We start from the raw sequence: 12,666 nt of genomic DNA on the forward strand, positions 1-12,666 counted from the left end.
GGGGCGGTGACCGGGTTGACCTACGACGAGATCGTCAGCCGCCGGCGGCACCCGGCGTGGCGCCTGCTGCAGGCCGATCACGCACCGCTGGTCCTCGGCTTCCTCATCGCATGCTTCCTCGAGCCGAACCGCCGCGAGCTGCAGGCAACCGAGGTCAGCGCAGCCCTGGAGGAGTATCTCAGCGCCGTCCGCGACGAGGCGCATCCGTACCCGCGCTCGGCCGAGGCGTACCTCAAGGAGTGGGCTGACCCGTCGGTCGGCTGGCTGCGCGGTTCGTACCCCACCGGCTCCGACGAGCTGCACTACGCCCCGACCGCTGCGGTGGAGATCGCTGTCGGGCTCTGTCGCGAGCTCGGACCCCGCGAGTTCGTGGGCACCAGCAGCCGGCTGCTGACGATCCGCGACCTGCTCCGGCAGATCGCCGTCGGCTCCAGCGAGGACCCGCAGGAGCGCATCGACGCGCTGCGTCGGCAGCGCGCCGACGTCGACGACCAACTCGCCAAGATCCTGTCTGGTGAGGACACCCGCATGGACGCCACCGCAGTCCGCGAGCGCTATCAGCAGATTGTCGCGACCGGCCAGGAGCTGCTGGCTGATCTGCGCGCCGTCGAGGACAACTTCCGCACCCTGGACCGGCAGGTCCGCGCGCAGGCGGTGAGCTGGGACGGGCCACGCGGGCAGTTCCTCGAAGCGGTGTTCGGCTCGACTGCGCAGATCGGTGACTCCGATCAGGGCCGCAGCTGGACGGCCTTTTGGGAGCTCATGCTGTCCACCTCTCAACAGGATGAGCTTGAGCATCTGCTCAAGGCTGTCGAGGAGCTCAATGCTCTGCGTGGCCGCACCGGCCAGGTCGAGCGCGTCCTGCGCAGTGACCTGTTCGACGCCGCGACAGCCACGATGGACACCGTCCGCGCCCTCTCCGGGCAGCTGCGCCGCTTCCTCGACGACGCGGAGTGGGCCGAGTCGCGGCGTATCCACACCTTGCTGCGGCAGGCGCTCGCCGCCGCGCTCGAGCTCCGCGACGACCACAACCGCAAGGTCAAGTTCGAGCTGCCCGACCTGCGCGCCGACATCAGCATGCCGGTCGAACGGCCGCTCCGGACCCCGTACACCCCGGCGACGCTGGACGCGCCCGAGCTCGACGCTGAGACAGCCCCGGTCGACCTGACCGCGCTCATGTCGGTGCAGCACGTCGACACCGAGCGGCTGCGCGACTGTGTCCGCGCGACCGTGGCCGAGCACGGCGGGGTCACCAGCCTCGGCGACATCGTCGCCGCGCACCCTCTGACTCTCGGATTGGCCGAGCTGGTCGGCTACCTGCAGATCAGCGGCAGCGAGGGCGGCACCGCCACCACCGACACGCAGCGGATCGGCTGGGCCGACGACGCCGGCGTGCACCGCATCGCCGAACTCCCGCTGGTCATCTTCACCTCCGCGGCGACCGGAGCCGCGGGCAGCGCAAGGGGAACCGCATGAGCACACGCGCCGCCGAGCTCGGCGTCTCGACCGCCGCCGCGAAGTTGCTTCTCGGCCCGGTGTACGAAGACGAGAGCAGCCGGGTTTGGTCGGCACTGTTGGACAACGAGGCGGCCGTGCGCGAGTACGTCGCGGTGCTCGGCCTTCGTCTGGTGCTCGATAACGTCGAGCGGTACGCCTTCCTGCGCCGGAGCGACGACGCCGATGAGGCCATCCCGCCGCTGATGCGCAAGCACGTGCTCAGCCACCACGTCACCGTGCTGCTGGTCGTGCTGCGCGAGCGCCTGGCCGCGGCCGACGCTGAGTCCGACACTCCACGAGCGATCGTCACGCAGGCCGAGTTGGTCGAGCAGTTGCGGCTGTACTACCCGGACGGCACGCTCGAGGACAGGATCGTCGCCGACATCGGCCGGACCGAGAACCTCGGGTACCTGCGCAAGCTCAAGGGCCCGCAGCCGACCTACGAGATCCGGCGGATCCTGAAGTCCGTCGTCACGGCCGAGTGGCTCGCTGAGTACCGCGACCGGCTGCTGACTGGTGACGACCCCGACGCCGTCCTGGACGAACCCGTCGACATCCCCGACGCGGACGGGACTCGCGCTGAGACCCCCGCCGACGATCACTCGGACATCCCCTCAAGGGCGCCTGCCGACGTGCCCACCGAACCGGTCGTGCCGACCGCCCGAATGGATGGGCCGGCACAGGCACTGCGATCTGCGGGCACCGACCCAGCTGATCCGGCCACCGTCGAGCAGACCCTGTTCGCCCCCCCTGCCACCGGCAGCAGCACCCAGGAGAGCGTGTGACGACGGCAACCGGCCCCGACTGGCAGGAGACGCCACCGCCGCTATCGCTGCTCACCCCGGATGACCTTGCAGCCCCGAACGCTGGATCTAACACGTCCGCGGGCGACACCAATCTGCCCCGGCATCCTGCGGTGCCGAATTCGGAGCAGGACGTTGCAGCGGAGACTGCACCGCCTCTGCCGGCGCCCGTCGCCGACGGCGTCCGGCTCGACACGCTGCAGGTCTACAACTGGGGCACCTACCACAGCAAGGTCTACACGCTCGGTCTGCGGGGCGGCAATGGCCTGCTGACCGGCGACGTCGGCAGCGGCAAGTCCACCCTCGTCGACGCCATGACCGCGCTGCTTGCCCCGGCCAATCGGATCGTGTTCAACGCCGCCGCTGGTGCCGACCGTGACGAGCGCTCGCTGACCTCCTATGCCCTCGGCCAGTACGGCAAGATCGAGGACGAGAGCACCAGCAGCTCCCGGGCGCAGTACCTGCGCACCCGCGCCGGCACGCTCTCGGCGATCGTCGCCACGTTCGCCAGCCCGACAGGGCCGATCAGCGGCGGGCTCGTCCTGACCTTCAACGACCGCACCTCCGCGCCGCAGCGCATGTACCTGGTCGCCGACCGAGTTGTCGAGATCGAGACGGGCCTGCTCGGCCACGCCGACATCAAGGTCCTCAAGGCGTCGCTGCGTGCCACCGGCATCGAGCTGTTCGACAGCTTCGAGCGCTACCAGGGTGCGCTGTGCCGCAAGCTCGGGCTCAGCCCCGCCGGTCTGGCGCTATTCGCCACCACGGTATCGATGAAGCAGGTCGGCAACCTGACCGACTTCGTCCGCTCCCACATGCTCGACGCTCCCGACATCGGCCGGGTCATCGACACGATGCTCAGCCACTACGGCGACCTGACCCGCGCCCACGACCTCGTCGTCGACGTACGCAAGCAGCTCGAGGTCCTCGACGAGGTCGAGCGGTACAGCCGCCGCTACGACGACAGCGGCGCCCGGATCAGCGCGACCGAGCAAGCCGCCCGAGCCGTCCCGGCACACGTCGACCGGCTGCGCGCCACGCTGCTGCAGTCCGCTATCAGCGAGTCCGAGGCCGATCTGCCGGCGCTGGCCGCGCAGATCGACCGCATCGGGCAGGACATCGCCCTCGACCGCGAGCGCGAGGTCGCGCTCAACGTCGCGCTCAACGAGGCCGACGGCGGCAAGGTCGAAGCGGCCCGGCTCGGGCTCGTCGAGGCCCGCAAGCAGGTCGAGCAGGTCGCCGCCAGCCACGCGAAAGTGCTCGAATGGGCGGCTGCGGCTGAGGTCCGCCCACCCGCCGGTCCGGAGGAGTTCCCCGCCTTCCGCCGCGCGCTGGACCGCGCCCGCCGGCGCACCACGGAGGAGCAGGCCGCGCAGGACGATGCGTTCTTCGCCGCGCGAACGCTGGTCAACGAGCTCGTCGGCCAGCTCAAGGCGACCGAGGATGAGCTGCGCGACGCCGGCACCCGAGACAGCAACATTCCCACCGACGCCGTGCGACTGCGCGACCTTATGTGCACAGAGCTGGGCTTGCCGGCAAACGCGCTGCCGTACGCCGGTGAGCTGCTCAGCGTCGCCGCCGATCACAAGGCCGACTGGGAGCCCGCAGCCGAACGGCTACTGCGGCCGCTGGCGTTGTCGCTGCTGGTGCCCGACCAGCACTACCGGGCCGTCGCAGCTTGGGTCGACAGCCACCACCTCCGCAGCCGCCTCGTCTACCAAGCCGTCCGCGGGCGGCTCGAGCCGGTCATCGCCCGCAGCGACTCGATGGCCGCCAAGATCGAGATCAAGACGGGCACGGTCGTCACCGATTGGTTGGCCGTCGAGGTCGCCCGTCGGTTCCGGCACGTGTGCGTCGACGACGCCACCGCACTGGCCACACACGAGACGGCAGTGACCCGAGCCGGGCAGATCAAGGGCGGCAGCCGGCACGAGAAAGACGACCGGCACAAGCTCGACGACCGCAGCCGCTACGTGCTCGGCTGGGACAACCGCGCCCGACGCACCGCCCTTGCCCATCAGGTCGAGCAGCTGCGTGGGCAGGTCACCGACGCCGTCGCCGAGTGGGACATCGTCAAGAAGGCCGGCGTCGCGCTCAAGGACCGCACCGACGCGGTCACCCTGCTGTGGCAGACCTGCACCGACCCTGCCAGCGTCGACCTCGCCGGCGCGCACGAGCGGGTCAAGCAGTCCAAGCAGCACTACGACACGCTCGTCAACGACCCGACGATCGCCAAGGTCATGGCCGAGCTCACGCAGGTACAGGCCCGGCTGAGGGAGGCCGACGATCGGCGCACCGAGCTGACCCTGCGCAGCGGCCAGGTGACCGGGCGGATGGAGGAGTGCCGCCGCCAACTCGACAAGATCGACGTGGTCGACGTCGAGCTCGAGGGCACCCCCGCCGAGCTGTTCGCCGTCGCGCTCGCCGAGGCTGGCGACGAGCCCAAGGAGGTCGATGACTGCGGGCATTGGCAGAACGCGATCCTGGCAGGGCTGGAGCGCGTACGTGCCCTGGCGACGCAGAACCGTGCGCGTGCCGGGCAGTACCTGGTCGCCGAGCAGCAGAAGTTCGCAGCAGGCTGGCCCCAGCTGTGCGAGGAGATGGACACACGCAGCACTGAAGCACGCAACGAGCTGATGGAGCTGCAGCGCCGACTCAAGACCGACGACCTGCCGCGCTTCGAGGCAGACTTTCGCACCCACCTGGAGAAGCAGGCGATCAACGAGATCGCCGCGTTCCACCGCGGGCTGGTCAACGAGTCGAAGAAGATCGCAGGGCGTCTCGAGACGATCAACGCGGCGCTGGCACGGACGAACTTCGGCCCCGACACCTACATCGTCCTCGAAGCCAAGCCGACCACCAGCCCGCAGATCCTGGATTTCCGGGCGGATCTGCGCTCGATCACCGAAGGTGCGATCGACGACGATGAGGAGAGCGTCTACTCCGAGGCTCGCTTCTTGCGGGTGCGTGACCTCCTCGACCGCTTCGTCGGCCGGCCCGAGTCGGTAGTCGCGGACAGGGCATGGGCCGCGCGGGTCACCGACGTGCGGCAGTGGTTCACCTTCGCTGCCTCCGAGCGGACCCGCGAGGACGACACCCAGGTCGAGTACTACACCGACTCCGACGGCAAGTCCGGCGGGCAGAAGGAGAAGCTCGCCTACACCATCCTGGCAGCGAGCCTGGCCTACCAGTACGGCTTGGCTGACGGTCGCGCGGACGCCTTCCGCTTCGTGATGATCGACGAGGCGTTCACCAAGGGCTCCGACGACGCCGGGCGGTTCGGCATGGACCTGTTCACCCGGCTCGGGTTGCAGATGCTCGTCATCACGCCGCTGCAGAAGATCTGGACGATCGAGCCGTATGTGTCCGCGGTCGGCTTCGCGCACGCGGTCGGCCGCCGCTCAGAGATGATCACGATGACGGTGGAGGAGTACCGGGCCCGGAGGGCCGCGCACGCCTACGGACTGCCTGCGCAGCCGGCAGCCGTTAACGATGGCGGCGGCATCGCCGACAGTTCGGGCTCCGACGCGCGCCCTGACCCCGACCGGACGGTCGACATGATCCTCACTCCGCACGTCCTGCGGGAGATCTCCGACGCTGCCTTGCCGCAGCACCCGGCATGAGTAAGCCCACGGCAGCGAGCTGGGGAACCGCTGCGGCGGTCAAGGCGGCCGCACAGACCGCATGGGACCGCGGCCATGTGCTGCGCGAGCTGCACCAGAGCCCGCAGGAGCGCACCCACTTCCCGCGCCGGGTGCGGCTGAGCGGACCGAAGTCCGCTGACCTCGCCGAGCACCTCGGCGAAGTGAGCACGTGGGCGCGGGGGCTGCGCACCGCTGCGGCGACGCAAGGCTGGCGACTGGAGACCCGCACGATGAGCGCTGGCGCGCTCGGCCGGCAGACCGTCCCGGTGTACGCCTGGCTCGACACACCGCCGATGGCGCTCGGCGTCCTCGGTCGGGCCGCCGCCACGCAGGCCGACACATTCGCCCGTTGCCTGCAGCAGGCTGAGGGAAGCCCGTCCGCGACTGAGGTCGCGCTGGCCCGTCCGCACGCTGTCGTCGCGGCCGCCGCCGACTGGCCGCTGCTGCTAGCGATCGTCGACTGGGTGGCCGAGCATCCGCGCCCGGGGGTGCACATCCGCCAGGTTCCGGTTAGCGGGGTGCACACCAAGCTCGTCGCCCAGCACGAGGCGCTTCTGTCGAGGTTGCTTGACGCCCGGCTGCCGGACACGGCGATCGACTCGGACGCGGGCACGTTCACCGGCCGATTTGGCTTCACCGCCCCGGACCGGCAGGTGCTGCTCGCCGGCCGGTGGGACGTGCTCGGGCTGCCTCGTTCGACCGACCACGACCAGCCGGGCCCGTCGACCGCGGTGGCGTTCTGGCCGCTGACCGCGCTGCAGGCGCTCGACCCGCCGGCGATCGGGATCGACACGCTGCTCGTGACTGAGAACAAGCTGAGCGCTGAGACCGCACCGCACCTTCCCGCGCAGCTCGTACTGTGGGGCTCCGGTAACGAGGCCAGTTCGGTGCTGGCGGCTCTGCCCTGGCTGCACAAGGTGCGTGTTCGCTACTGGGGTGACGTCGACACGCACGGGCTGGCGATCCTGGGCAGGGTCCGGCAGGTCGTGCCGCATGTCGAGCCGGTCCTGATGGATCTGGCGACGCTGCACGCCCATCAGGAGCACTGGGTCGTCGAGGCGACACCGACCCGCAGCGAGCAGCTGCCCGGACTGACCGCTGCTGAGGCCGAGCTGTACCGGCTGCTGCGCGACAACGTGATCGGCGACCGGGTCCGTCTGGAGCAGGAGTACATCCGTTTCGACCGCGTCGTCACAGCGCTGGCCACTAGACCGCCGCTGTCCCGGCCGGTCCCGGATCGTCCATGAAGCCGTTGCCGATCTACGGCGCGACGGGCCGTCCAATTATTCGGACGGCCGTCCCGAGCTTTGCTTTCTCACCCAAGCCGGACGCGAGCAGGACGAGACTCACCGATCAACACGCTCATCTGCCGTGGAAGCGCGCGTCTGCGACCGTCCGGAAAGCCGACCCTCCTTCGGCATCACTCGACGTACCCGGTTGTCGAATCCTTGTCCGGACGGCTGTCCACGCTCACGCCGACGAGCGGGCGTCGCGCGAGTGGCGGCTATTCGACGACCGCTATTGCCGCTTCGGGCACACTGACGATCGTGACCGACGTCGGCGGAAGTGTCGGCACCGCCGATACGACGGATCAACCAGCCCGATCAACAGCAATACGTGACAAAGGGGACATCATGGCCGTCATTCAAACCGCGTTGGACATTCCGGACGATGTCTTCGCACGCTTGGTGACCGGTGAATACGTGAGAGCCGGCGGAGTTATCCGTGACCTCGCTGGACGTCTCGTCAAGCTTCTCGATGACGCGTCGCCGCCCGGGGCGGAATCAAAGGCAGCCGCCCGGGCGAGTATCGCGAAGGCTTTGACCCGTCCCAAGTCCATCGCTATGGGGCTGGGTGTATTAGCAATAGCAGCAACCGCGGGAGGCGTCGCATTCGTGGCCGCGCAACGAAAGAAGGCCGCCGAGGCAGAGTTGCCGACGCGCGTTGAGACATACAACGCTTCGTTGGCCACGTACCTGGAAGCCGCCCGCAACGGAAGCCTCGACGCGGACATCATCGGTCGACTCATCGCGGATTTGGACGCGGTCATGGAGGAGTCCGACAGCGGCAAGATCACCGTCGACTTTTCGCCCGCGCAGTTAGAGACGTTGATCGGAATTGTGGCTGACCATACGGGGAATCTTGCCGCGGCGAATCAACTTGAACTGAGCGATCTCCGACAGCACGCACCTGATTCGGAGAGCGGCACAATTATCGACTTGCGTCGCTACCTAGAGATCCAGGGGCGGATCTTCGACGGGGCAGCGTAATCAGTGCGCAGCGGCTCATCGTTGGGGGCTACGAGTGCCAAGCAGCAGCCAGTTCGTCGTCCAGGGCTGTCGTTCTGTCGGTCGCCCCGACTATGGTCCTGGATCGCCGGGCCTCCGGACCGTCGTAGCGGGCGGCCCGCGAGGTTGCCCGAGCCTCCTCGGGCACCCCGCTCCGACCCTGATGGCCGGGGGCCGGGGCGGGGCCGTCGGCAGCGCTTTGCCAGGGCGGCTACCGCGACTTGCGGTTGTATGGCGACTGGTTGGTCGGCTTGAGGCTCGTGCCCGGCTTCGCGGCCTGGCTGCGGACCGCGCCCTCCGAGCGGCCTAACGTAAGCCCGATCACCCGGGTCGGCATGTTGCCGGCCGCGAGACTTCTCAGTTGAGCCTTCGGCACCAGACGTCCAGGACTTCCCGTTGTTGCGCGTGGCCGGGGCGCTGTCCGCATCCCTACGCCGAATCCGCCCGCAGCCAGCCTCGCGCCAGCACGCTGCCCTGCCGCGCACCGATGAGAAAGAAGCCACCCAGCACAACCCGGAGATCCTCGACGGCCGAAGCGCGGTAACCGGTCCCGCGGCAGTCAGCGAGGTTGTCGCCCTTGCCCGCGCCGACGTCCGTCGCACTGCCCCGCGCGGCGTGTGGACCGCCGACGAGACCGACGCCGACGGCAGCGTGGAGGCCCTCGCCGCGCTCATGGACAGCACCAAGGGCAGCGGCCTCCCGGCATGTAAACCCGACGTCGACTCCAGCAAGATTCGTACCAATGGCACTGTCGCAGTGCACCGTGCACAGGCATTCCTGACCCCGACGCGCCGTTCCTCGCCGTGTCCACCGGACGCGGCTACATGACATCCCTCTCGCTGCGGTCGTTCCACGCCGGCCCGACCTCCTGGCTCGGAGGAGCGGCGGATGCACTTCTAAGGGCGTACTTGGTGCCGAACGCGACGATGAGCAATGACGCGCGGCTCAGGGCCCTGACTCGGGGAATCGCTCAGCCGGCGGCACGCAACACCCAGCACCCGTGCCTCCAAAGAAACCCGCGGCGTGGGCAACCTGAGGCGCCCATCCAGCACCGAAGGCGCCTATCAGCACCGAAAACACCCTTGGCCGTACGCCTGCGACCCCGCTACGTATGGGCCGGGCTGCTTGGGGGCAACGGACCCAGCGCTGTCCGATGCTGACCATCGAGCCGGCTGTCGCGATCTGATCCGCCCGTCGCGCACAGGTGGTGGTCGCTGTCTGTTGATAGAGCGTTAGGGCCGCGGGGGTTGGCGAGTTCCGGTGCGCAGGGCTGCGAGGACGTCGACCTGGCCTTCGCGGTCCACACGGTCGGTGGAACGGACGAGGAGGCCGGCCTCTGTGGGGGACAGGCCGGCGGCGACGTATCGCTCAGCGCGATGCAGTGGACGGACGCCTACCGTCCATAAGTCTCGGACCGCGTCGAAATGCGCGACATCCGTGCTGCCGACGTTCTCCAGAAGATGGGTGTCCAGCCACGCGTGGCTACTGTCGCGGCTCGTCGCCCAAGCGGTCACTTCCAGTCGGAGTCCGTGACCAGGTCGCGCGCAGGCGATCAGCCGGCTCGTGGGCAGGGGGGTTCCGTCGATCATGATGCGTCCGCTGACAGGCAGGTGGAGACAACCGTCGCCGGCAGCCATCATGTGGCGCAGCCGCAGCAGTGATGTCGTCGCCATCGTCAGGACGAAGTCATGGCGGGCGACTCGGCCGAACAAGAACGGCACGACGGCCGCGGTGATAGTGACCGCAGTCCCATCGGAACTGACGTCCAGGCCCATCTGCCTCATCTCGGTAGTCCAGGACGGGAAGACATCGGGCTCGTCAGGGTTCATCTGTGTACCTCGGCTCGGTGGGCGGCTGACGGCCGCCGTTGCTGTTGTTGCGGCAGCCGCTTGCTCCGTCGGGGCAGCCAGAGCGGTCAACGAGCCCATGGGTCGTCCTTCATCGGTGCTGCCGGTTGCTCATCAGGGAAGTCGATCGCACTCAATTCTTCGTCTTCTGCGTCTAGGTCTCGGTCGTCGAACCCGAAATCGAACCAGGGCAAGACTGCCGTCTTGGCCGGCGACCACGGGGCGTCGAGGCTGGCGCGACGCTCTACACGCAGATGGACCGGCTTATACCGCTCGCACGTCGGCGCGGTAATGCGCACGCACGCAACGTCGCCGAACTTCTCCTCTTCGAGCGACCGAGAGCGCGACTGCCACCACGTCACAACGGTTGGGGCCTCACGTCGCTCAACAGCGAAGGTAAGGAGATCCGCGGCGACCTGTCTGCCGAGACCATCAACTGACCGGCCAGCCCTTGCACGTCTCGCGTCCTGAGCCACAAGATCCGAGTCAACGCAGGGCCGGGCGCCTCCGACATTGTCGACAATTACCAGACTAGGCCCGTGCAAACGCTCGTGCTCCGTCAGCCCGACCTGGACGTTGTCCAGCGTGGACTGCACCAGTCCGGCCGGCGGTGCAGACAGGGGGAAGCGGTGCCAGCCCTCGGGGCAACACGCGCACCAGTCCGGAACGGTCAAGTAGTGCGGGCCAAGGGGGTTCTGTCCCGCTTCCGGCCAACACGCGTACGGGTCGTCCGCGTAGGTGTAGGCAACTGGCCGGCATCGGTCGATCGTGTCAAGAAGAAGTTGTCCCACCACCGTGGACCAAGCGCTCCGGCGCAGTGCCTGATCAGGCAGGCTGATCAGGGTCAGGGCTCCCACCGGGAGGCCGTCTGGAAGCGCGTGCACGAGCGCCCGAAACAGCCATCGGGGCTTCAGGGCCTCTGGCGTCAGAATCGATGTCACTTACAGGGCATCGGCAGACTTGTGCGGTGACTGACCTAGCACGTACCAGGAGTCCGTCGTAAACGCGCCCGCATCGGTCCGCGCCAGTGGCCGTCTACCGCGGGTTCACTCCCAGCGCCGTCGCTCCAGGCGGCCCCGCTCGTCCTCGGACCTGGCCACCATGACTCGGGGAATGCCTGGTCTGACCCCCTGGCAACCGGCACCAGCGAGGCCCTAGGCAAGTAGCCGCCGCATAGACGCCTGCCACCGCTACCGGTCGCGCATGGCTGAACGACGGCGGGCACGTTCACGACGCTCGTGATGGACGGGCCACCTTGCTGGGCCGCAACAAGAACAACCGCGGCGACGGCCCGAACCGTCCGAACATCTGCCGATGGCCACGGTGTCACTGCCCCGAACAAGAGAGACAACGATCATGCGAATCCACAGCAACCCCGGCCACATCGTCCTCGACTTCGTACTGCTTCACTCGACCCTGCAACAGTGCGCAGGCGACCAGCGCGACCCCGGCCCACTCGAGAACCGTTACGAAGAGGCGCTCGGAAGGATTCGTGAACTGGCAGAGGGGGACCTCCCTCTCTGCGTGTCACTCCTGGCCGATGTTGCGGGTCACTTCATTACGACGCTTGAGGAGACGGCTGGAGCGGACATGGTCGACACGGTGGCGGCAGATTGGCCAGGCCGCGGATGGTCAATGCGATTCGTTCGTTCTCGCCCCGTCGCATCCTCGATCAAGCCCGATCTTCAGCAGACGGCGACCAACGTTCCCCTTCGGTTCTGCCGAGCAGGTGACGAAGGACCGTTCTAGCCGGCGGCACGGGATCGGCCCCGGACAGTCGGGGCCGAAGCAACGGCGCCTGACCGCAGTCGAACCTGGGCGTTGCGCTGCCTCCGCCTTGGCAGGAAGGCGACTTCAAGGCACCTCGGTGCTCAACTGCTCGCAGGGCGTGGCGTCAGGGCAGTGTTCCGACTCGCCTTTGCCCTCAAGAGCGGCTGCTGAACATGGCTAACGCGCGGGATCGTTTAACTGCGTGGCCCTTCTCAGACGAGCAGCAGCCGCGCGGTTCCTTGAGACGCCAGGCTGGGGGCGGACTCGCCAGCGATCGCGTAGCTCACGGTGAAGCGGCCGCCGTGGGCGACGTGGAGGTCGTCGCTGCGCGTGAGGCCGACGGTTCGGTCGTGCAGGGTCGCCTCGTTCCAGCCCTCGGACGCGTCCTGCGGCCGAAGGACCGTCACGGCCCGCGGATCGACGAGCAGGCCACAGCCCAGGAGTTTGAGGACGGCCTCCTTCCTGGTCCAGAGGGTAAAGAAGGCGACGTCGTCGGCGGGCGGGCATTCCGCGGGTGCCAGCACATGGCGCTGGAGGCTGGACCGGCGTGCCAACGGACGCTGGTGCTCCACGTCTACGCCGCATCGGGCTCCCGACGCGAGAGCCGCCACCGCGATCCCGTGGGAGTAGCTGAAGCTCACGTCAAGGTTCGGGCAGACGCTGCCGATCCGGTGCACGACCGTCGGTCGGCCCCACGAAGTGCTGCGGAGGCGGTGCCCGGTGGGGCGGAGGTGATGGTCGATGTAATCGTGGACCATCCGCCGTCCGGCCGAGCGGTCGGTGCCGCGGGGCAGCTGCAGCGCCACAATCGACAGCG

8 protein-coding genes are annotated in these 12,666 nt (G+C 68.4%); 6 read left to right on the forward strand and 2 right to left on the reverse strand.

Features of this window, described 5'->3' with window-relative positions; translation table 11 throughout:
• Window positions 1-6 precede the first annotated feature (6 nt).
• The 6 genes from AC2H4J_RS07005 (at window position 7) to AC2H4J_RS07030 (ending at window position 9,060) form a co-directional block, all read left to right on the forward strand.
• Window positions 7-1,476: a DUF3375 domain-containing protein gene (locus AC2H4J_RS07005; protein ID WP_487464131.1), complete on the forward strand. Its 1,470-nt coding sequence runs from the start codon at window positions 7-9 to the stop codon at window positions 1,474-1,476.
• On the forward strand, window positions 1,473-2,282 hold the full coding sequence (locus AC2H4J_RS07010) for a DUF4194 domain-containing protein (protein ID WP_487464132.1): 810 nt from the start codon (window positions 1,473-1,475) through the stop codon (window positions 2,280-2,282). Before AC2H4J_RS07005 ends, AC2H4J_RS07010 begins: the two co-directional genes overlap by 4 nt.
• A gap of 131 nt (window positions 2,283-2,413) precedes the next feature.
• The gene (locus AC2H4J_RS07015; RefSeq protein ID WP_487464133.1) at window positions 2,414-5,923 is read left to right on the forward strand and encodes an ATP-binding protein; all 3,510 of its coding nucleotides are present in this window, start codon (window positions 2,414-2,416) and stop codon (window positions 5,921-5,923) included.
• Window positions 5,920-7,191: a Wadjet anti-phage system protein JetD domain-containing protein gene (locus tag AC2H4J_RS07020; protein WP_487464134.1), complete on the forward strand. Its 1,272-nt coding sequence runs from the start codon at window positions 5,920-5,922 to the stop codon at window positions 7,189-7,191. The genes AC2H4J_RS07015 and AC2H4J_RS07020 overlap by 4 nt, the downstream gene beginning before the upstream one ends.
• A 300-nt stretch (window positions 7,192-7,491) precedes the next feature.
• A complete protein-coding gene (locus tag AC2H4J_RS07025; protein WP_487464135.1) occupies window positions 7,492-8,214 on the forward strand; it encodes a hypothetical protein in 723 nt (240 codons plus the stop codon).
• 423 nt (window positions 8,215-8,637) lie between these two features.
• Entirely contained in the window at window positions 8,638-9,060 is a 423-nt protein-coding gene (locus AC2H4J_RS07030; RefSeq protein WP_487464136.1) for a hypothetical protein, read from the forward strand.
• Between the two features lie 404 nt (window positions 9,061-9,464).
• On the opposite strand, the gene AC2H4J_RS07035 is transcribed toward AC2H4J_RS07030, so the two are convergent.
• On the reverse strand, window positions 9,465-10,061 hold the full coding sequence (locus AC2H4J_RS07035) for a hypothetical protein (RefSeq protein WP_487464137.1): 597 nt from the start codon (window positions 10,059-10,061) through the stop codon (window positions 9,465-9,467).
• A 2,000-nt stretch (window positions 10,062-12,061) separates the two neighbouring features.
• Window positions 12,062-12,655, reverse strand: coding sequence for a 4'-phosphopantetheinyl transferase family protein (locus tag AC2H4J_RS07040; RefSeq protein ID WP_487464138.1), 594 nt, complete (start codon window positions 12,653-12,655; stop codon window positions 12,062-12,064).
• Window positions 12,656-12,666: the final 11 nt, after the last annotated feature.

It is taken from the genome of Blastococcus sp. OS1-29, assembly GCF_057628075.1.

Bases quoted from the DNA above. Each gene is read 5' to 3' on its own strand.
- AC2H4J_RS07020 (WP_487464134.1), top strand. From the start codon at position 5,920: ATGAGTAAGCCCACGGCAGCGAGCTGGGGAACCGCTGCGGCGGTCAAG.
- AC2H4J_RS07035 (WP_487464137.1), bottom strand. From the start codon at position 10,061: ATGAACCCTGACGAGCCCGATGTCTTCCCGTCCTGGACTACCGAGATG.
- AC2H4J_RS07010 (WP_487464132.1), top strand. From the start codon at position 1,473: ATGAGCACACGCGCCGCCGAGCTCGGCGTCTCGACCGCCGCCGCGAAG.